20 protein-coding genes are annotated in these 21,225 nt (G+C 46.4%); 8 read left to right on the top strand and 12 right to left on the bottom strand.

The window, feature by feature from the left end:
• The first annotated feature begins 53 nt into the window (after positions 1 to 53).
• From topA to NL930_RS00505, 3 genes are all read left to right on the top strand, one after another.
• Complete coding sequence (gene topA, locus NL930_RS00515; protein ID WP_254377317.1) at positions 54 to 2,126, top strand: type I DNA topoisomerase; 2,073 nt, start codon at positions 54 to 56, stop codon at positions 2,124 to 2,126.
• 73 nt (positions 2,127 to 2,199) lie between these two features.
• Complete coding sequence (locus NL930_RS00510; protein WP_254377318.1) at positions 2,200 to 3,042, top strand: biotin synthase; 843 nt, start codon at positions 2,200 to 2,202, stop codon at positions 3,040 to 3,042.
• 256 nt (positions 3,043 to 3,298) lie between these two features.
• Positions 3,299 to 4,585, top strand: a complete 1,287-nt coding sequence (locus tag NL930_RS00505; RefSeq protein ID WP_039675621.1) for a citrate synthase — start codon at positions 3,299 to 3,301, stop codon at positions 4,583 to 4,585.
• Positions 4,586 to 4,669: 84 nt separating this feature from the next.
• On the opposite strand, the gene NL930_RS00500 is transcribed toward NL930_RS00505, so the two are convergent.
• From NL930_RS00500 to recA, 4 genes are read right to left on the bottom strand one after another with little or no spacing between them, the layout of a single operon-like run.
• The gene (locus NL930_RS00500; RefSeq protein WP_254377319.1) at positions 4,670 to 5,377 is read right to left on the bottom strand and encodes an AMIN domain-containing protein; all 708 of its coding nucleotides are present in this window, start codon (positions 5,375 to 5,377) and stop codon (positions 4,670 to 4,672) included.
• A gap of 13 nt (positions 5,378 to 5,390) precedes the next feature.
• Positions 5,391 to 5,666: a hypothetical protein gene (locus NL930_RS00495; protein WP_039675619.1), complete on the bottom strand. Its 276-nt coding sequence runs from the start codon at positions 5,664 to 5,666 to the stop codon at positions 5,391 to 5,393.
• Positions 5,666 to 6,934 carry a phosphopyruvate hydratase gene (eno, locus tag NL930_RS00490; RefSeq protein ID WP_254377320.1) on the bottom strand — a complete coding sequence of 423 codons (1,269 nt, stop codon included), beginning with the start codon at positions 6,932 to 6,934 and terminating at the stop codon, positions 5,666 to 5,668. The genes NL930_RS00495 and eno overlap by 1 nt, the downstream gene beginning before the upstream one ends.
• Positions 6,931 to 7,968 (bottom strand): recombinase RecA, encoded by a 1,038-nt coding sequence (recA, locus tag NL930_RS00485; RefSeq protein WP_286683025.1) that lies wholly within the window; start codon positions 7,966 to 7,968, stop codon positions 6,931 to 6,933. The genes eno and recA overlap by 4 nt, the downstream gene beginning before the upstream one ends.
• A 156-nt stretch (positions 7,969 to 8,124) precedes the next feature.
• Between recA and NL930_RS00480 the strand changes: the two genes are divergently transcribed.
• Genes NL930_RS00480 through NL930_RS00465 form a run of 4 tightly spaced genes read left to right on the top strand, consistent with a single transcriptional unit; the run spans position 8,125 to position 10,580 of the window.
• Positions 8,125 to 8,988: a menaquinone biosynthesis family protein gene (locus tag NL930_RS00480; protein ID WP_039675613.1), complete on the top strand. Its 864-nt coding sequence runs from the start codon at positions 8,125 to 8,127 to the stop codon at positions 8,986 to 8,988.
• A gap of 11 nt (positions 8,989 to 8,999) precedes the next feature.
• Positions 9,000 to 9,266: a flagellar biosynthesis protein FliQ gene (gene fliQ / locus NL930_RS00475; protein WP_039675611.1), complete on the top strand. Its 267-nt coding sequence runs from the start codon at positions 9,000 to 9,002 to the stop codon at positions 9,264 to 9,266.
• Positions 9,267 to 10,040, top strand: coding sequence for a UDP-N-acetylmuramate dehydrogenase (locus NL930_RS00470; protein WP_039675609.1), 774 nt, complete (start codon positions 9,267 to 9,269; stop codon positions 10,038 to 10,040). It begins immediately after the preceding gene.
• A 21-nt stretch (positions 10,041 to 10,061) separates the two neighbouring features.
• The gene (locus NL930_RS00465; RefSeq protein WP_039675607.1) at positions 10,062 to 10,580 is read left to right on the top strand and encodes an AAA family ATPase; all 519 of its coding nucleotides are present in this window, start codon (positions 10,062 to 10,064) and stop codon (positions 10,578 to 10,580) included.
• Here the strand turns inward: NL930_RS00465 and tsaD are convergent.
• Genes tsaD through NL930_RS00445 form a run of 4 tightly spaced genes read right to left on the bottom strand, consistent with a single transcriptional unit; the run spans position 10,577 to position 15,860 of the window.
• Positions 10,577 to 11,578, bottom strand: coding sequence for a tRNA (adenosine(37)-N6)-threonylcarbamoyltransferase complex transferase subunit TsaD (tsaD, locus tag NL930_RS00460; RefSeq protein WP_254377321.1), 1,002 nt, complete (start codon positions 11,576 to 11,578; stop codon positions 10,577 to 10,579). The two genes, NL930_RS00465 and tsaD, sit on opposite strands and share 4 nt — an antisense overlap.
• Positions 11,579 to 12,325, bottom strand: a complete 747-nt coding sequence (locus NL930_RS00455; RefSeq protein ID WP_041963161.1) for a M15 family metallopeptidase — start codon at positions 12,323 to 12,325, stop codon at positions 11,579 to 11,581.
• Positions 12,326 to 12,357: 32 nt separating this feature from the next.
• The gene (locus tag NL930_RS00450; RefSeq protein WP_254377322.1) at positions 12,358 to 15,243 is read right to left on the bottom strand and encodes an EAL domain-containing protein; all 2,886 of its coding nucleotides are present in this window, start codon (positions 15,241 to 15,243) and stop codon (positions 12,358 to 12,360) included.
• A gap of 17 nt (positions 15,244 to 15,260) precedes the next feature.
• Positions 15,261 to 15,860, bottom strand: coding sequence for a hypothetical protein (locus NL930_RS00445; protein WP_254377323.1), 600 nt, complete (start codon positions 15,858 to 15,860; stop codon positions 15,261 to 15,263).
• 494 nt (positions 15,861 to 16,354) lie between these two features.
• On the opposite strand from NL930_RS00445, the gene NL930_RS00440 reads away from it, so the two are divergent.
• Positions 16,355 to 16,966 carry a bifunctional 2-polyprenyl-6-hydroxyphenol methylase/3-demethylubiquinol 3-O-methyltransferase UbiG gene (locus NL930_RS00440; RefSeq protein ID WP_041963158.1) on the top strand — a complete coding sequence of 204 codons (612 nt, stop codon included), beginning with the start codon at positions 16,355 to 16,357 and terminating at the stop codon, positions 16,964 to 16,966.
• On the opposite strand, the gene NL930_RS00435 is transcribed toward NL930_RS00440, so the two are convergent.
• Genes NL930_RS00435 through NL930_RS00420 form a run of 4 tightly spaced genes read right to left on the bottom strand, consistent with a single transcriptional unit; the run spans position 16,956 to position 21,220 of the window.
• Entirely contained in the window at positions 16,956 to 17,495 is a 540-nt protein-coding gene (locus tag NL930_RS00435) for a hypothetical protein (RefSeq protein ID WP_254377324.1), read from the bottom strand. The two genes, NL930_RS00440 and NL930_RS00435, sit on opposite strands and share 11 nt — an antisense overlap.
• Entirely contained in the window at positions 17,492 to 18,613 is a 1,122-nt protein-coding gene (locus NL930_RS00430) for a metallophosphoesterase (protein WP_254377325.1), read from the bottom strand. The genes NL930_RS00435 and NL930_RS00430 overlap by 4 nt, the downstream gene beginning before the upstream one ends.
• Positions 18,614 to 18,619: 6 nt before the next feature.
• Complete coding sequence (locus tag NL930_RS00425; protein WP_039675594.1) at positions 18,620 to 19,951, bottom strand: sodium:alanine symporter family protein; 1,332 nt, start codon at positions 19,949 to 19,951, stop codon at positions 18,620 to 18,622.
• Between the two features lie 15 nt (positions 19,952 to 19,966).
• A complete protein-coding gene (locus NL930_RS00420; RefSeq protein WP_060824971.1) occupies positions 19,967 to 21,220 on the bottom strand; it encodes a uracil-xanthine permease family protein in 1,254 nt (417 codons plus the stop codon).
• Positions 21,221 to 21,225 lie beyond the last annotated feature (5 nt).

The following is a 21,225-nucleotide window of genomic DNA, read 5'->3' as shown; positions in this document are numbered from 1 at the left end:
TTTTTTTTCGATAGAATACGCAAAAATGTTTACATGTAAAGATGGAAAAATTAGTGAAAAATCTCATTATCGTCGAATCCCCGACAAAAGCAAAAACGATTAAAAATTTTTTAGGCAAAAACTATACGGTTGTCGCATCTAAGGGTCATATTCGCGATCTTCCCAAAAGCAGTTTCGGTATCAAAATCGAAGATAAAGCCTTTATACCCGAATACCGCGTCTCCAAAGATCACGCAAGCGTGGTCAAAGAGATCAAAGAGTTAGCAAAAGAAGCGGATCAAGTCTATATCGCGACCGATGAGGACCGAGAAGGAGAGGCAATAGGCTTTCACATCGCTACGGCGATCGGAAAAGACCCCAAAAGCTTGCCGCGTATCGTATTTCACGAAATTACCAAACATGCCATCACGCATGCATTAGAGCATCCGCGCATCTTAGACGAAAGCAGCATCAACGCGCAACAAGCCAGACGTTTGTTGGACCGTATCGTCGGTTATAAACTCTCGCCTTTGCTCTCTTCTAAAATCCAAAAGGGACTCAGTGCCGGCAGGGTACAATCCTCCACGCTCAAAATCGTCGTCGATCGCGAAAAAGAGATCCGCGCGTTTAAAGCAGAGGAGTTTTGGAGCATCGATGCGCTCTTTAACAAAACCGTCGAAGCCTCGTTAATCGAGTTTGAAGGCGAAAAAATCGAAAAAATGAGCATCCAGAACGCGGCACGCGCTGCTGCAATCAAAGAGACGCTACTTCACGAGAACTTTCAGGTTGCGTTGATTGAGAAGAAAGAGCGCGAAAGCTCTCCGAGTCCGGCATTTATGACCTCGACGCTTCAACAAAGTGCTTCGAGTTCGCTAGGATACTCTCCGAAAAAAACAATGATTTTGGCGCAAACGCTTTATGAGGGTGTGCAAACGCACTTAGGCACGATGGGCGTCATCACGTACATGCGAACCGACTCTTTAAACGTTGCGCAAGAAGCGATTCATGCGGCGCGCGAAACGATTCAAAAAACCTACGGCGAAGCTTATTTGCCGGAGAAACCCCGCTTTTACGCCAACAAAAGTAAAGGCGCGCAAGAGGCGCACGAAGCGATTCGTCCGACCATTTTATCGTTTACGCCCGAAATTGCCAAAGAGTACCTTAAACCCGATGAGTTCAAACTCTACGCGCTGATTTACAATCGCTTTTTAGCGTCTCAAATGACCAACGCGCGTTTCGAGTCGCAAACCCTCGTTTTTGAAAGTACGCACGGGAAGTTTAAAGCAACGGGAAGAAAGCTTCTTTTCGACGGCTTTTACAAAGTGTACGGCGATAACGACAAAGACAAACTGCTTCCGAACCTCTCACTCCAGCAAACCGTCACGCTCAGCAAATTAGACGCCAATCAGCATTTTACCGAACCGCCTTCACGCTACTCCGAAGCAAGCTTGATCAAAAAGCTCGAAAGTTTGGGTATCGGACGTCCTTCGACGTACGCGCCGACGATCTCGGTATTGAGCGCACGCGAATACATCGGCATCGAGAAAAAGCAGATCGTTCCTACCGAAATTGCGTTTCAAGTCACCGAACTTTTGGAAAAACATTTTCCGCAAATCGTCGATTCTTCGTTTACCTCGACGATGGAAGAGCGTTTAGACCTTATCGCCGAAGATAAAGAGGACTGGCAATCGATTTTATGGGAGTTTTACGAACCGTTTGAGGCGCAAGTCACTCAAGGTAAAACGGGCATCGAAAGCCAAAAAGTGGTCGTTTTTACCGGCGAAATGTGCCCTGAGTGCGGCAAAGAACTCGTTAGACGCAAAGGACGCTTCGGCGAGTTTATCGCATGCAGTACCTATCCGACATGTAAGTACACCCAAAACCTCAAAAAAACAACCGCCGCCGCGCCGAAGGAAAAAATTACCTTAAGCGTTCCGTGTCCCGAATGCGGAGGCGAGATTATCGAGCGAAGTTCCCGTCGCGGAAAATTTTTCGGTTGCGGAAACTATCCTAAGTGCAAATTTATCTCCAACTACGAACCGACCGATAAAAAATGCCCCGAATGCGGCTACATTATGGCAAAACGCGAACTGCGTAAAAAAGAGATTTTTGAGTGCATCAAATGCAAGCATAAAGAAGACGCCTAAAAAGCGTCTTGGCTTCTTTAGCTCAATGTATCTCCTTGCAAAACTCTATTAATTACGAAGGAAAATACCGTCTATGAAAAAATCCATCTTTTTATGTGCTATTAGTAATATCTCTAGCGGAAGTTGTGCGGAAGATTGCGGCTTTTGTACGCAAAGCGCGCATCATCGAGCCGATATTGCGCATTATAAATACAAATCGATCGAGCAAATCGTTTTTGAAGCAAAAAATGCGGCAAAAAACGGAGCGATCGGCTTTTGTTTGGTCACTTCGGGCTTAGGCTTAGACGATAAAAAACTCGCCTACGTCTGCGAAGCCGCACGTGCGATCAAGGCGGAACTTCAAGACATTCATCTCATCGCCTGTAACGGCATCGCCAGCGTCGATCAACTCAAAACACTGAAAGGTGCCGGCATCGATGCGTATAACCATAATCTCGAGACCTCTCAAGCCTTTTACGAACGTATTTGTACGACGCATTCGTGGGAAGCGCGTTACCAAACCTGTCTTAATGCGAAAGAAGCGGGACTAGCACTTTGTAGCGGAGGCATCTTCGGACTGGGAGAGAGCGAAGAAGACCGCCAAGCGTTCATTCAAAGCGTTCAGTCGCTCAATCCTTTTACGATGCCGATCAACTTTTTCATCCATAATTCGGCATTGCCGCTTCAAACGGCGCACCTGAGCGAAGAAGAGGCATTGACTATTCTTCGGCAAATACGCCAAGCCCTTCCGCAAACACGCTTAATGATTGCAGGTGGGAGAGAGACGACCTTTTCGCCCGAATGCGATATTTTTGAAGCGGGTGCGGACGCGATCGTCATCGGCGATTACCTCACGACCAAAGGGGAACTGCCTGAGCGCGATCGTGCGATGATCGAACGCTTAGGCTACGAAATCGCCCGTACATGTCATGCCTAAAACCTTCAAAAACGATGCACGATAAACCGTTGCCCGCAATGCTTGAAAGAGGCATTTTAGGCTTTGTGCTCAACGGTTTATGCCTGTGTCGCATGCGTTGATTGTACTCATACTCCATTTTGCGCGAAGCCTATTCTAAAATTTTTGAACTAACTTTTTAAATCATCTTCTCTCTAATTCAATTGTGCTTACAATTTAGACTATCTGCAAAACGAAAGATTTGATATAATAAATTATTATTTGAAAAAGGATGCGTATGAGTAAAGATTCTATTAGCCTGACCGACAACCGTACGGGTAAAACTTTTGAATTTCCGATTTTAAAATCTACGATGGGACCCGATGTCGTGGATATCTCTACGTTTTATCCCGAAACGGGAATGTTTACGCTCGATCGCGGATTTACCTCGACCGCAAGCTGTCGCTCACGCATCACGTACATCGACGGCGATATCGGCAAATTGATGTATCGAGGATACGATATCGAATATTTGGCGACGAAAAAATCTTTTTTGGATACGGCGTATCTGCTTTTGCACAAAGAGTTACCCTCTAAAGACGAATACAAAAACTTTTTAATGGAACTCAAAAAACGTTCGTTTATTCATGAAAGTATGCGAAAACTCTTCGACGCGTTTCCGGACAACGCGCATCCGATGGCGATTCTCTCGGCGGCGGTCTCCGCACTTTCGGCTTTTTATTTTGATCACTTGGATTTGGATTCGCCCGATCAAGTGAAAGAGATGGCGCACCGCGTCGTTGCAAAAATTCCTACGATTGCGGCATTTTCGTACCGTTATTCGCAAGGGCTTCCGATTATCTATCCCGATTTGGATAAAGGATTTACCGAAAACTTCTTGTACATGTTGCGAGGCTACCCGCATCATCATATCGATCTCAAACCGATCGAAGTCAAAGCGCTCGATACGATTTTTACCTTGCATGCCGACCATGAGCAAAATGCTTCCACGACGGCGGTTCGCGTCGTTGCGTCCACCCATGCGCATCCTTACGCGGCTATCAGTGCCGGTATCGGAGCCTTATGGGGTCGAGCCCACGGCGGTGCGAATGAATCGGTCATTCGCCAATTGGAGATGATCGGTAAAGTCGAAAACGTCGATAAATTTATCGCGAAAGCCAAAGACCCTAACGATCCGTTTCGATTGATGGGCTTTGGACACAGGGTGTATAAAAACTTCGATCCCCGTGCGACGATTTTGAAAAACCTTCAAAAACAATTGGTGAGCGATTTAGCGTTGGATACCGAATTGATGGCGGTTGCGCACCGTATCGAAGAGATCGCTTTAAACGACGATTATTTTATCAAACGCAAGCTCTATCCGAATATCGATTTTTACTCCGGACTCATTTTGCAAGCGCTCAAAATCCCCAAAGAGATGTTTGCGGTTATTTTCGTTATCGGTCGAACGCCCGGATGGATCGCGCAATGGATCGAACTCAAAGAACAACCCGATATGAAAATCGCCCGACCGCGACAACACTATTTAGGACCGCTTGAGAGAACACCCAAATACGAACTTTAAAAAGTAACATGTAAGGATTCCCCTTACATGTTACGCGCTCTTTTTTATTTTCTTTCCGACATGTCAAAAAGAATCAACGTAAACTTATTTGAGTTTAATCACATACCCGCCGTTAAAGGGCAAAATATCGTACCGATAATGCCCGTCTAGCAAAATCGCCACCCTGTAAAATCCGTCATGCCCGCCAAGTGTCGCCGAAACGAAAGGAGCTTGCGCAATCGTCAGCGTTTGCGTGGCAAGCGTATTGTTCTTTTTAAAATCAACCACGACTTTATACGGATCGGCAATCAAAAAATCGCGCACTTTCGTATCTTGCGTAAAAATAGAAATCTCGTTACCGTTCACGCTTAAAGCCAACGTAGTGTTAAATTTTAAAGGATCGGGTTCTTTTTTAGGAGTCGTTATCTTCGGTAACGTAACGCTTTTGGGAGCTTCTTCTTTTTTCTCTTTGATGGCGTTAACAAGAGCTTGCGTGGTATTGGACTCTTTGGTTTCTTTCAAGGGCGCTGCTTTTTGCGCCGAGAGGATTAAGGGTTGGTGCCAATCGATATTTTGATCGATGGCAACGATCTCTTCGCTAATCGAGCCGTCAAGGTTTTGAAACGTAAGGGTAAGACTGCGTAAAATACGGGCACTGGAGGGAAGTGTAGCGGAAACGGTGGAAAAATCCGTACGCGTTTCTTCGATTTGCGTTGCTTTGCCGATCGTTTTGGATTCAGCGGATTCGAAAGGATTTTCCCTCGCTTCTGCAATCATAAAAAGTGATAGTAAAAGCCAAAGAACCTTGTGCATCTGCTCTCCTTATTTAGCGTTTATCGGGGTCTAACTGCCTAAGCTCAAAATACTCTTTTTGTAACACCGCATTCTCTTCTTTAAGGCTTTGAATCTTAACGCTTAGGGTATCTTTGTCGGCCTGAAGATTGAGTAAGACGTCTAACGAACTTTTACCGAAAAGCACGTCTCCGATATAAAGACCAAAACCTACTACGACGACGACCAAACCCAAAATTTTCAAAGAAAAGAGAGCCGTTCCGCCCTCTTCTTCTTTTTCATCTTCAAATTCGTCTAAAACATCGCTCATTAAACAAAGAGTTCTTTACCGATATACTCGCCTACGACGAGTTCGTTATCGATCGCAAGCAAGCGATTGTATTTTGCCGTTCGCTCACCGCGCGCCGTTGCTCCCGTTTTGATTTCGCCCGTATTGAGAGCTACCGCGAAATCGGCGATAAACGCGTCTTCGCTCTCTCCGCTTCGATGGCTCATAATACATTTGTAGTTATTACGTTGTGCCAAACGAACGGTTTGCATCGTCTCGGTAACGGTACCGATTTGATTCGGTTTAATTAAAATGGCATTACCGATACCTTTAGCGATACCTTCGGCTAAGATTTTTTTATTGGTAACGAAAAGATCGTCGCCGACGAGTTGGACTTTAGCACCGAGTCTCTCTGTCAAGAGTTTCCAGCCTTCCCAGTCATCTTCGCTCAAACCGTCTTCGATAGAAACGATCGGATATTTTGCGCAGAGGTTTTCATAATACGTCACCATTTCGGCACTGCTGAGCGTTCGTTTTTCGGATTCGAGTCGGTAACCGCCTTCACAGACCAGCTCGCTACTCGCAACATCAAGTGCAATCGCAATATCGATACCGGGTTTATAGCCCGCTTTTTCAATCGCTTCCATAATCACTTTAATCGGCTCTTCGTTATCTTTAAGATTCGGAGCAAAGCCGCCCTCGTCGCCCAAAGCCGTACTCTCGCCCATTGCCGCGATTAATTTTTTCAAATGATGGTACACTTCGGTCGCCGCACGAAGCGCTTCGGTAAAGCTCTCGAAATTTAAAGGCATAATCATATACTCTTGGAAATCGACGCTGTTGTTGGCGTGGCTACCGCCGTTGATAATGTTAAACATCGGCGTAGGAAGCGTCATCGCATTGCTGCCGCCCAAATAGCGGTACAAAGGAATATCCAAACTCAACGCCGCCGCACGTGCGACCGCCATTGAAACGCCCAAAACCGCATTGGCGCCTAAACGTCCGTAATTGTCCGTACCGTCAAGCGTTTTCATCGCCTGATCGATCACGGCTTGATTAAACGGACTAAGCCCGATTAGCTCGTCCGAAATTTCACCGTTCACGTTTTCGCAAGCTTTTAATACGCCTTTGCCCATATAGCGATTATCGCCGTCTCGAAGCTCTAACGCTTCGCGTTTGCCCGTACTTGCACCGCTTGGAACGATTGCGCTTGCGCACGTACCGTCGCTCAAGGTGACCGTAGCGCGTACGGTAGGATTTCCCCTACTGTCCAACACTTCGTCTGCTACAATATCTTCAATATAAATCATTCATCGTCCTTTATGTCGTCTGCTCCGCATGCCATGACCATGGCATTGCCGTTGATCGCTTGTTTTATTTTTTCTTCAATTTCTATGGCTAGTTCTTTATTTTCTTTCAAGAAGGCCTTCACGTTTTCACGCCCTTGCCCGAGTTTGGTTTCGTTGTAGCTAAACCATGCACCGCTTTTATCGATAATATCGAGCTTAACGCCGTAATCGACGAGTTCGCCCTCTTTAGAGATACCCTCTCCGAACATAATATCAAACTCTGCTTGACGAAACGGAGGCGCTACTTTATTTTTAATCACTTTTGCTTTGACCCTGTTACCGATTTGCTCTTCGCCTTGTTTCAGCGTTGCGATCTTGCGTACGTCGATACGTACCGATGCGTAAAATTTCAAAGCGTTTCCGCCGGTAGTCGTCTCGGGCGATCCGTATCCCATCGTTCCGATTTTCATACGAATTTGGTTGATAAAAATAACCGTCGTGTTCATTTTATGAACGACCGCCGTTAGCTTGCGGAGTGCTTGACTCATCAACCTTGCTTGAAGACCTACATGTGAATCGCCCATATCGCCTTCGATCTCGCTTTTAGGCGTTAACGCCGCAACGGAGTCGATGACGATCACGTCGACCGCGCCGCTTCTGGCTAAGGTCTCGACGATGTCGAGTGCTTGTTCGCCGAAATCCGGTTGCGATACCAAAAGGTTTTCGATATCCACGCCCAAATTACCCGCGTATTTCACGTCCAACGCATGCTCGGCGTCCACAAACGCGCACACGCTTCCTTTGGCTTGCGCTTCGGCGATAATTTGAAGCGAAAGCGTCGTTTTACCCGAGCTTTCTGGTCCGTACACTTCGACAATACGTCCCTGAGGAATCCCTCCGATTCCCAAAGCTAAATCCAATCCGAGCGAACCGGTGCTAATCGACGCGATCGGCTCGACGACGCGATCGCCGAGTCTAACGAGCGCACCTTTTCCAAACGCCTTATCGATCTGCTTGATCGCCAAGTCTAACGCTTTTTTCTTATTTTCGTCAATTTGCATGAATGACCCTTTTCCGTAATGATATTATTGTAGCATTTCGAGCTTGAAAAAGCCCTTTGAACGGATTGTAGTGAAAAATTAAAACCCGCTCTCAAAATATTTCAATCTGCAATATGCTAAAATAAGCCACTCTATTTTTAAAGGATCGTTTTGAGGAGATTAACCGTAGCGCATTCCCCCGACGCCGACGATATTTTTATGTATTACGCGATTAAATTCGGCTGGGTCGATCTTAAAGATATGCGCTTTGACAACATCGCTTTAGACATCGAAACGTTGAACCTTGAGGCACTCAAAAACACTTACGACGTCACCGCCATCAGCTTTGCGCTTTATCCTAAAATTCGAAACGACTACGCACTGCTTCGCACGGCGGTCAGTTTCGGCGAAGGGTACGGACCGAAGCTCATTAAGAAAAAAGAGACCAAACTCAAACGCAATTTTAAAGTCGCACTGAGCGGAACGCATACGACCAACGCGCTACTCTTCAAAATCGCTTATCCGGATGCTCGCATCGTTTACAAAAACTTTTTAGAGATTGAAAAAGCCGTTTTGCAAGGCGAAGTCGACGCGGGCGTTTTGATTCACGAAAGCATTCTCGGCTACGACGATACCCTCGTCGTCGAAAAAGAGCTTTGGGATATTTGGAAAGAGCTTTGTCCCAAAGAGTTACCGCTTCCTTTAGGCGGTATGGCGTTACGCCGCTCAATGCCGCTATTATGCGCTATCGAATGCGAAAAAGCACTGATCCGAGCCGTAGAGATCGCCCATACGCATCAAAATATGCTTTCCAAAATGCTCTTAGAACGCCGCCTCGTACGCGTCGATCATGCCACGCTGCAAACGTATCTCGGGCTTTACGCCAACGAACACTCTATCGAGATGAACGACGCTCAATACGAAGCGATCGACTTGCTTTTTTCATTGGGATATACCCACGGCTTTTTCGACCAAAAAATACATGCGCGCGACTTTTTGATCCCCAAAGAGTACGAAGCGTTGCGAAACGATTAAGGAAAAAGTTTATGGAAGCAAAACTCATCGGCTTGGGCGTCGAAACGTTTAAAATAGCGCTCTACCTCTCGTTGCCGATGCTGCTTGCGGGTATGGTGGCGGGTCTTGCGATCAGCATTTTTCAAGCCGTCACGCAAATCAACGAATCGACCCTGAGTTTTGTTCCTAAAATTCTCATCACGATTGTCGTCGCCATTTTTACGATGCCGTGGATGATGAACATGATGATCGAGTTTACGACCCGCATGATCGAGATGATTCCCTCGTTTGTTTTTTAGATGACAAAATCCATCAATTTTTCTACCTTTTCCAGCATTAAAATCGGCCCCACGCTGGATGTTTTACTGCTAGATGCCATCATGCCGCTCCCCCAAGGTTGCACCATTATCGGCGGCGCGAATAACCTTTTGGTAAGCCCTACGCCGCCGCCGCTTGCAATGCTTGGCAAGACGTTTGATTTTATCCGTTTGGAAGGAAACGTCTTACATGTAGGCGGTGCAACGCCGAGCGGGAAAATCCTCTCCTTTGCCAAAAAGCACAACCTTTCAGGCTTCGAGTTGATGCAAAAACTCCCCGGCACACTCGGCGGTATGGTCGCGATGAATGCCGGACTCAAAGAGTGGGAAATCTTTAATCACCTCATCGCCGTTCGCACCGAACACGGCTGGAGCGAAAAATCAACGCTAGAATACGGTTACCGCTTCGCCAAAATCAAAGGCGTCATTTATGAAGCAACCTTTACATGTCAAAACGGTTTTGATGAAAATCTCCTTGCCATGTTTAAAAAAATGCGCGATAACCAGCCCAAAGAACCGAGTGCCGGAAGCTGTTTTAAAAATCCCGAAGGGCACTTTGCGGGCAAACTGATCGAAGAGGCAGGCTTTAAAGGCAAACGCGTTGGCAATATGATGTTTAGCAACGTCCACGCCAACTTTTTGGTCAATCTCGGCGGCGGAACCTACGAGGAAGCTATCATGCTGATAACCGAAGTCAAAGAGGAAGTTTTAAAACGTTTCGGCATCCGACTGGAAGAAGAGATTATTATTTTATAATTTTTATACAAAGTAGCACAAATGCAACAACCTGTATTGTATATTTTTTCCGGACTTCCGGGCACCGGTAAAACCACTATCGCAAAAGAATTGGCTCGCACGACACAAGCCACTTATCTTAGGCTTGATACCATAGAACAAGGTATACAAGATTTATGCAATTACAGAGTTCAAGGAGAAGGCTATCGGCTAGCCTATCGTATCGCCGGGGATAATCTTGTGCTTGGGCAAAATGTCATTGCCGATAGTTGCAATCCATGGAAAATGACTCGGGAGGAATGGGAAGCCGTTGCTTTATCGCATAACGCTTTATTTGTCAATATCGAAATAATATGTTCGGATCCAAAAGAACATCGTTTGCGTATTGAGACACGAAAAACCGATATCAAAAATCTTCATCTCCCGACTTGGCAAGATATATTTAAACGAGAATACCATCCGTGGGAACAAGAACATATCATCATTGATACCGCTCATAAATCGTTACACGATTCACGCATAGAGCTAGAAAATAAACTTAAAGTTTATTTTGAGAACTAGTAAAAAATATCTTTCGACGTACTGCGTACTTTTAAATCTTCCAGACGGACAAACGCTTTTTGCGCATAGGCTTCAACCGCACATCGCCCTATCATCGCGGCATTGTCGGAGCAAAATTCCATTTTTGCAGTATGCAGCGTTGCTTTTTTAGCGGCGCAAAAAGCCTCAAGTTCGCCTCTCAAGTAGAGGTTCGCACTAGCACCCCCCACCACGCCGAAATGCTCGACGGTTCGCTCTTTGTACGCTTTTTTGATCTTTTGCATCAGGTGCGCCACGGCGACTCGTTGAAACGAAGCACATACATCGCACAGCGTTTGCTCATCTAAGACTCCTAACGCCTCGATGCAAAGCCTCACTTGGTTTTTAAGTCCCGAGTAGCTAAACGCAAGCAGTTTTGACGAAGTGCCTTGCAAAGGAATCGTAAAATCAAACCGCTTTGCATCGCCTCTTTGGGCGTACTTTTCGATAATAGAACCCGCAGGATAGGGAAGTCCCAACATTTTTCCCACTTTATCAAAACTCTCACCAAAGCTGTCATCCATCGTGGTTGCAAGCAGTTTTATCTCGTTCAAACTCTTTACATGTAAAAGCTGCGTATGCCCGCCAGAGACCAGTAAAACGTCCATGGGGAACAGGGTTTCCTCTTCGATAAACAAAGAGCAGATATGCCCTTTGAGATGATTAATCCCCAAAAGAGGAAGTTCAAGCGCAACGCTAAGGGCTTTTGCCATGCTCACACCTTCCACCAAGCTCACGGAGAGTCCCGGCTCATTAGTGACGGCGATGGCTTTGAGTTCGTTAAAATAAGGCTTCGCCTCTTCAAGAATTTTAGGAAGTGTCACCGCATGCAAGCGTGCGGCAAGTTCGGGTACGACACCGCCGTATTTCGCGTGCTCCGCGTCTTGAGAAATTTTTTTGTGAAAAAGAAGTTTTTTATCGTTTAGGCGTGTGATCGCGATCGAGCTATCGTCGCAGCTACTTTCAATGCTTAAAATCATCTATACGATCTTCACGTGCCACGGCTCGAAACGCACTCCGTCTCCGTTTCCAAGCGTATACCGCATGGAGATATACGCCAATTTTTGAAGCTTCCAGAACTCTTCGGTACGTGCAAATTCGGCGGTAAAATTTTGAGCACCCCACCCTTTTTTACCGACGTCAAAGTCGCCTACGGTGTGGTATGAGTATGCCGGCGGCACCAAAGAGCGCGTCGCAACGGTAATGTTGCCTTTTTCGTCGCGGATTTTTTCCAAATGCAAATTGAGTTGTTTGACGACGCTTCGTACGCCGGAAGTTAAAATAACGGTTTTACCGATGTCTTTGACGATGCGTTCAAGCGCGGCTTGCGATTCGCCTTTAAAGAGATAATGCCCGCTTCCTTGAATTTTAACGACCTCTTTTTCGTCAACGACGCTGGTAAGTTTCTCAACCGTTTTTTTACCGTAAAAGCCGTAAATCACGGGATCGGTGTAAAATACCTCTTCGATATAGGCAAGTTCGCTCGGACTAAAAGCACCGATTTTGGAGAAATTTTTAGCGATTTTTAATGCTTCGTCAAAACTTAAGATATTAAAATTGGCATAGCCGACCGTCTTTTCGATCTGATCGAGCTTTTTGAGCACCGTGTTAAAAACCTCTTTCTGATCGTCGCGTAGCCAAATATCGGGGTGCTTGATCTCATCGGCCATCACCGTACCGCTTAAAACGCTCGCTCCCATCCAGCCTAAAAATGCTCTTCGTACCATCGCTTATAAACCTATTGCATCGTTTTATATGATTATAACATACGCCCTTGATTTTTGAGCATGGTTTCAATCTCCTCCGCACATACGGGACGACTAAAAAGATACCCTTGCATCAATTCGCAACCGCTTGCGTAGATAAACTCTTTTTGCTCTTTCGTTTCGACGCCTTCGGCAAGGACTTTGAGCCCCAAACCGCGTCCGAGCTCGATAATCGTTCGGGCGATCGCGCGATCCTCTTTGCTCTCTTCAAGGCTTTGTACGAAACTTTGATCGATTTTCAGCTTGGTAATCGGCAATTGTTTCAGATACGCCAAAGAGGAGTGCCCCGTACCGAAATCGTCGATCGAAATATCAAGCCCCAATTCGCGAAAGCGTTTCAATAAAGCAATCGACTTGATCGTATCTTTCATAATAAAACGCTCGACGATCTCCATTTCGAGCCATTCGGGACGACAGCCGCTTTGACGCAGACTTTGAATTAAAAAGCTAATCAGCTCGCTTGATTCGAGTTGTTTTCCGGCAATGTTGATCGCCGTTTTTCCCGGATTTAATCCTTGATCGTACCACGATTTCATCTGTTTCATGACTTCGATGATGACCCAATTGCCGATTTCGACGATCAGTTCGCTCTCTTCGGCGACGTGAATAAAATAATTCGGCGTCGTTAGCCCGCGCGTCGGATGATTCCAGCGAATCAAAGCTTCCAGTCCGACGATACGTTCCGTTTGCAAGTTGATCTGCGGTTGGTAATATATGACGAATTCTTCGCGTTCAAGTGCTTTGCGCAAGTTTTTTTCGATTTCCAAATGCTCGTTGGTCTCTTGGTTCATCTCTTGATCGAAAAAGACGTAACGGTTACGCCCTTTTGATTTGGCCTTGTACATCGCAATATCGGCATTTTTTAAAAGCTTGCTTGCCGCTTCGCCGTCGTGCGGATAGACGCTGACGCCGATACTGGTCGTGATCTGGAAACTTTCGTTTCCGAAAATAAAAGGTTCTTGGAACGAATAAACGAGTTTTTTGATAGCGACAAAAATATCGCTAACGTCTTTACAACCGTCTAAAAGTACGATAAACTCATCTCCGCTCAAGCGTGCGACGGTATCGGTGTCGCGAACGTTCTGGCGCATTCTTGCCGCTATAATCTTCAAAAGCATATCGCCGGCGTCGTGCCCCAAAGAGTCGTTAATATTTTTAAATTTATCGATGTCCACGAACATCACTCCCAAGACTTTGTTGTCGCGACTCGCTTTTTTAATCGCTTGCGTCAAACGATCTTGCAACAAGTTACGATTGGGCAGTCCCGTGAGCGTATCGTGTTCGACTTGGTGCATTAAAAGATTTTTTTGTTTTTTATTCTCTTCTTCAAGCTCTTTTCGAATCGTAATATCACGAACCGAGCAGTGCTGAATGATGCCCTTATCCATATGAATCGTCGTCATCATAACGCTGATCCAAAAAAGTTTTCCTTCACAATCGCGTACTTGCCACTCAAATTTATGCGTACCGTTTTTTAATGCCAACTCGTTCATCCACAACGCTTTTTCGTACGAACTTTGCTCGTCGGGTTGAACTTTAGGAGAGAGATCGGCTAAGGTCACGTTCACGAGCACGTCTTTGTTTTTGGCTTTAAACATCTTCACGATCGCTTCGTTACAATCGACGAAAATCCCCTCTTTGAGCAGCCAAATACCGTCCGCCGATTTTTGGTAGAGCGTTTCAAAAACCTGTTTTTGCTCTTTGATTTGCTTATTATTGAGCAAGAGATGGTTTTCGTAGCGCGCCAAAACCGAACGCAGTTTGGTCGAAATGAAAAACATTACGCCCATTACCAAGAGCATAATGATGATAGAAACCGCTAACATGTTAACCAGCGTCGATTGCATTTTCGTCTTTAACGCTTCTTCTTGCTGCACGAGCGCATTGTTCTCTTCCATCAGATAAACGCCCGTACCCACAACCCATTCAAACTGAGGAATGGAGCGCACGAAAGAGATTTTACGTTTGTCTTGGTTATCAGGGTGGTACGAAGCCTCGTAAGTCATAAAAAACCCTTCAAGGTTGCGCTTTCCGCCTTCCACGATGTCGCGGATAATGTACTGGTTATTGGTCGTGACGTTCAGTCGATTTTGCCCTATCAAAGCGTGATCGCCGTGCGAAATCGTATTGCCGTAATAGTCGTAGGCAAAAATATAGCCGTATTCGCCGTAACGCGTGCTTAAAAGAAATTTTTGCGTCTCTTTTTTGATACGCTCGCGAACTTCGTCTTCATACCTTCCGCTGGCGATGTAAATGTTTAAAGGCTTGTAACTGCGAATATAGCCTATTTTTTTTCGAGGTGCTTTGTCCGTCGAGTTTTTCCACTCGTACGTCGTTGCAAACGCCTCCTCTTTTTTCAGGCGCGCCAACCCTTCACGCATAATGTAGCGACCGCTTGAGTCTTGCAAATCGATAAAGTTTTTCCCCTCCAAACTACGGTCCATCCCGTTCATTTCACAGGTGCCGTCCAGACCAAAGATGACGTAATAGCCGCTTAGGTCATTGAAAAAACGCGTGTTTCGGAGCTTGGTTTTGATTTTTTCGAGAATCTCGTCTCGAGGAAGACGGGTGTTTTCTCGGTAGGTATCTTCGCTGATTTGATAGGCAAGGTTCACAAGATTTTTCACATCTTCTTGCACTTCGCTCATCAAAATTTTCTCGTTTTCATTGACGTACTCGACGATTTTATCGATACGCTCTTTGGCTTGCAGTTTTGAGCGTTTCACATAATCGATTCGAGCCGCTTCCAACGCTTTTTTATATTCGGTACGTTCGGTCGAAACCACGATCGTTACGATCATTAAGAACGTCAATAAAATGGCGGAAGCGGGTAAAAAAACAATCCATTTCGTAATATTTTGTTTCCTAAGGTTTAGCAACCTCTTCTCCGACAATGTTAATCTAGGTTTAGCGTTATTACTTTATCAAAATTTTCTAAAATTTTTCGAACTCTTTCTTGCCAGAGCATTTCAAACAGTGTTTTTTCTTCAAACGATAAGCTCTCTTGCGCAAGTTTGTTCATAAGCGGTTGCAAACGCGAATCGCCCCGAATGCAGGAAGGATCGTACGTAATGCCTACGCTTTGATGCGTATCGAGTCGTTCGATTTTGATCGGCGTCGCGATATTGGCTTGAAAAAAGAGGCGATCCGTGCGTGAAAAGCGCGTACCGATACCCTTAAATCCCCACGTATCGGTTGCACCGCTTATCAACGAAAAAACATTGGCTACCACGCCCGTCGCACCCTGTTCTTTAGCGTCGCGAAAAAAAACGGCGATATTGCCTCTCTCAGGCATTTTCCCTTCGTATAACGCCTTAAGCCCTTCACGCACGCTAAGATACGCACCGGCGATCGTCGGACAACTGTGTCCCGCATTTTTAACGACGTCCAGATACGTGAACGAGACGATACCGTTCTCAAACGTTCCTAACGCTTCGGATAGAGCATCGTAAAGACGAATCTCCTCGATTGCTTCGAAAAAAAGAGGGTATTTCATGGTAACTCCTTCGTTGTTTTGATCTTTAACACGCGTTTAGAGCGAAGCTCCAAAGACTACGCTAACGCTGAGTTCTCTCACACAGAGTGCCCGCGCACCTTCGGTGCTTTTTTATCTTTGTCACGCCTTTAGAGCTAAGCTCTAAAAGCTACGCTAACGCTGAGTTCTCTCACACAGAGTGCCCGCGCACCTTCGGTGCTTTTTTATCTTTGTCACGCCTTTAGAGCCAAGCTCTAAAAGCTACGCTAACGCTGAGTTCTCTTCGGCAGAGTGCCCGCGCACCTTCGGTGCTTTTTTATCTTTAACACGCCTTTAGAGCTAAGCTCTAAAAGCTACGCTAACGCTGAGTTCTCTTCGGCAGAGTGCCCGCGCACCTTCGGTGCTTTTTTACTTGTAAAACTCATTTTGTGAGAAGTTTAGTATAACGTACTTCAAAAAGGATTGCATTGATTTAAATTGTGTTACAATAATTTTAACGTCACAAAAGGAAGTCGATGCAAGCATTTTGGAATGAAAAATTTCAAACGGCCCAAATGATCTACGGCGAAACGCCCAACGCTTTTATCAAAGAACATGTCGATCTCTTAGTGCACGCAAAACGGTGCATCTGCTTAGGCGAAGGCGAAGGTCGCAATGCAATCTACCTTGCCGATTTGGGCTTAAACGTCGAAGCTCTCGACGCTTCCGACGTGGCGCTCGCCAAACTGCGAAAGCGTGCCAAAGAGCACTATGTCGCAATCAAAACACGTCATACCCTTTTAGAATATTGGCAGCCCGAACCCATCTATGACGCAGTCGTTTGCACCTATTTGGATTTGGCAAAAAACGAGCAAAGGATGCTTTTTGAAAAAGCCGTTGCCGCATTGGCTCCGGAGGGGATTTTTATCGCCGAACTTTTCAGCGAAAGTCAAATTCACTTCAACAGCGGGGGTCCGAAAAACGCACTGTTGCTTTACGATATTAACGCGATTATCGCTTGGATTAAACGCCTAGCGTGCAAAGTGCTCAAGCTCTCTCAAGAGATCGTGATGCTCAACGAAGGCACGCAACATGTCGGACGTGCCAGCGTGATTCGTATTATTCTGAAAAAAAACCTTACTGCGTAACCGTACCGAAATATTTGCTACGAGAGAGATTTTCAACCCATCGGTATTCCGGATCGTCCGAGATTTTCGCCCAATACAATATGCCCGAATGTCGCCAAGGATCGATTAAAATACCCGTTTGAAACGCGCCGCCTTTGGCTACGACGACCACCGAATTATGTTCGTTCAACTCGCCTTTATTCGCAACGCCCCAACGTAAATCGAAACTTTGAAGGTGCAAGCCCTTCAGATGCGCCATCATATCTTCGCTCCATTGATAACAAAGTCCGCGCTCTTTCAGTCCCGTATTGATTAAAAGATTGTGAAGTGTAGGAGGATAGACTAAGCCGTAACGCTCCGCCAAAGTTTGCGGGTACGACAACGCTTCATAGGCAAATAAGCGCGCTTCGCTATACTCGACGTCATCGCCCAACGCTTGCAAGTCCGACGTTAATTGTGCCACGTTTTGCGGCTCTACATGTAAGCCCTCGACTTTCGCGCTGCATCCGGCAAAGAAAACCGCGCAAGCGATGATCCAAAAAAATCTCATACCTTTGCCTTTAACCTTAATGTAACGATCTCGCTCGGTGCCATCACGCGTACCGGCGGACCCCAATACCCCGCTCCGTTACTCACGAAAACCTGCGTACGGGCGGAATGGCGGTACAAACCGCTTAAGTAGGGCTGATCTAAAAGCACCAAAAGCCCAAACGGAAAAATCTGCCCGCCGTGCGTATGCCCGCTAAGGACCAAGTCGACCTTTTCGTCGGTAAGGTCTTGAACGATTTTAGGTTGATGCGAGAGCAAAACCGTCGGCAAATCGTTTCTAACATGTAAGAAAGCTTGCGGCAAATCGGGCGGTAAAAAATCAAAACGTTTTCCCATCATATCGGTGACGCCCACCAGATTGATGCGCCCATCGATGAGAACCGATCGGTTTTTCAGCACCGTGACGCCTAAAGCTTCCAAACGCTCCATAATCGTATGCACTCCGTAAAAATATTCATGATTGCCCGGAACGAAATAGACCCCGAAACGGCTCTTTAGCGTTCGTAAACTCTCCAGTTGATCGCCGATTTTGGAGACGGGCATATCGACCAAATCGCCCGTAATAACGACAATATCTGCATCCAACGAATTGATACGTAAGACCAAATCGTCCAAAAACGCTTTGCCCAAGCTTTTACCCAAATGCACGTCGCTTAACTGTACGATACTCAATGTCTCGCTCAATCCGTCGATGAAAACTTCTTTCTCGTTCAAAACGGGTGCTTTAAAGCCGTTGATAAAGCCTTTGAACATATACGAAAACGCCAAAAGCAACATCGTTACGTCGAGCACCGTTTTGAGAAAAAGACGTCTGGAATAATCGTGCGGAATTTTGGCATACGGAACATGCACCAGATCGTACACGATCGCCACGCAAAAGAGCATAAACGAAATGCCGACAAGCGAAGAAAAAAGACCGAAAAGAAGAGGGTTGAGGGCATCGAGGCGTAACACCGCGAAATAGAGAATTTCGCAAAGCGTTACCACGATCGTCCCCCACATCATACCTTTGCCCAAGCGCGCGAAAAGCTCCAAACGTCGTAAAAACCTCCGATACGTATAGAAGTTAATCAACGTTAAAACCGCAACGGCGGCTAAGGCAAAGGAGAGGCGAAACATCGTTCCCTACTTTAAACTCTCAAAATAGCGTTTGCTTTCGCTTGCAATCACTTTGGAGAGCAATAAAAGCGCAATCAAATTGGGAATTGCCATCATACCGTTCATTAAATCCGAGAAGTTCCACACGAACTCCAGCTTCATCATCGAACCGACCATAACGCCCGCGATAAATAAAACGCGGTACAAACGAATAAAGCGTTCGCCCAAAAGGTACTCAAACGCCTTTTCGCCGTAATAACTCCATCCCAAAATCGTCGAGTACGCAAACAACACCGTCGAAACGACCACGACGATCGTACCGAACGATCCTAAGTAAAGCTCAAAACTCTTCATCGTCAAGAGCCCCGGGCTCACGCCTTCTTGCCAAAACGGAGAAATTAAAATAATCAAAGCCGTCATAGAACAGACGACCAACGTATCGATAAACGTTTGCGTCATACTCACGAGTGCTTGACGTACCGGATCGTTCGTTTTTGCCGCCGCCGCCGCAATCGGAGCAGAACCTAAACCCGATTCGTTCGAAAAAACGCCGCGCGCTACGCCGTAACGAATCGCTGCCGCCATCGTCGCACCCACAAATCCGCCGCCTGCGGCTATCGGATTAAACGCATGGTAAAAAATCAAACTCAACGCATGCGGTAATTTATCGAGATTCATACATAAAATCACCAACGAAACCGCAACGTACACCAAAATCATAAACGGAACGAGAAACGACGTAAAACGTCCGATGGATTTGATACCGCCCAAAATAACGACCGCCGTCAACGTTAAAAGCACGACGCCCGTCACCCATGTCGGAACGCTCATTTGCGTTTCCAAAATCGTCGCAACCGCATTGGCTTGCGTCATATTTCCGATACCGAATGCCGCCAATGCCGTAAAAAGCGCAAACGCAAGACCGAGTTTAGGCATGTTAAGACCGTACGTCAAATAATACATCGGTCCGCCCTTAAAGCCGTGGTGGTGGCTATGTTGACGGTATTTGACCGCTAAAACCGCTTCGGAATATTTGGTCGCCATTCCGACCAATCCCGTCATCCACATCCAAAACACGGCACCCGGACCGCCAAGCGTAATCGCAGTCGCAACGCCCACGATATTTCCGATACCGACCGTGGCGGCAAGAGCCGTCATTAACGCCGCAAAATGGCTAATTTCGCCCGCACCGTCTTCTTCTTTATGAAAAATCAGCTTCATCGCATGCGGTAATGCCCAAAACTGCATGCCTTTTAAAATTACCGTCAAATAAATGCCCGTTCCGACGAGCAAGACCAGCATCGGAGCGCCCCAGACGATACCTGAGAGCGTCGATACGATTTTTTCAATCAACTCCATTCCTCTTCCTTTAATTTATTCGTGTTCGTTCGTATAATGCCCTTGCGGCAAAACCAAGTTGAGTACGATGCCCGCGATCGCACCTAAACCGATACCGCTAAACGCGACGCCGCCCATATCGACGACCATGCCGCCGATGGCAAGGACTAAGATCATCGAGACGATAATCATATTGCGCGGGTTATTCATATCGACTTTCTCCCGCACCATCGTTCCGATACCGATAGAAGCGATAATGCCGAAAAGCAACAGTAAAATGCCGCCCATAACGGGAACGGGGATTGTCGCCAAAAGTCCGCCGAGTTTTCCAACAAACGCCAAGATAATCGCAAAAATCGCCGCCCACGTCATAATCGCGGGATTAAACGCTTTCGTGATGGTCACGGCTCCCGTCACTTCCGAATAGGTCGTATTCGGCGGTCCTCCGAGCAATGAAGCCGCGCTTGTGGCGATCGCATCGCCTAAAAGCGTCGTTTTTAAACCCGGTTTTTTCAAATAATCCGTCTTCGTCACGTTGCTGATCGTCAAAATACCGCCGACATGTTCGACCGCCGGAGCGATGGCTATCGGTAAAATATAGATGATCGCTTCCGCGTTCCATTCGGGAAATACGAAATGGGGAATCGCAAACCACGCAGCCTTCGCGACCGCGTCAAAATTGACGATACCTAAAAACAAAGAAACGCTATACCCCGCGACGATACCGCATAAAATAGGCAATAACCGAAGCACGCCTTTGCCCAAAAGTGCCACCAGCAACGTCACCAACAATGCCGCAGAAGAAACTGCCATCGCTTGATGGAGCGGCACGAGAACGATAGCTCCGTCTCCCGTTTTTCCCATCGCCATATTGACCGCCACCGGAGAGAGAATTAAGCCGATCGTCATAATGACGGGGCCTACGACGACCGCCGGAAAAATTTTATGCAAAAATTCCGTTCCTTTTAAGCGAACGAGAATGCTTAGAAAAAGATAGAAAAGTCCCGCCGCCGCAAGACCGCATAACGTTCCGGGTAAACCCCACGTTTTGAGTCCGTAGATAATCGGAGCGATAAACGAGAAAGACGAAGCAAGAAAGATCGGAGGAATTTGCTCGCGCGTCGTCAATTGAAACAAAAGCGTTCCAAGCCCCGCGGTAAACAACGCCACGTTAGGATCAAGCCCCGTGAGAATCGGTACCAACACCAATGCCCCAAAGGCAACAAATAAGAACTGAAGCCCGATAATACTGTCTTTAAGCCGAAAGTTATAGTCGGTACGACTTAGCATTCACA

Origin of the sequence: Sulfurospirillum sp. hDNRA2, assembly GCF_024206095.2 — a bacterium.
Lineage (GTDB): Bacteria > Campylobacterota > Campylobacteria > Campylobacterales > Sulfurospirillaceae > Sulfurospirillum.
The sequence above is the reverse complement of the archived record's forward strand: the minus strand, read 5'-3'. Positions and strand labels throughout refer to the sequence as shown.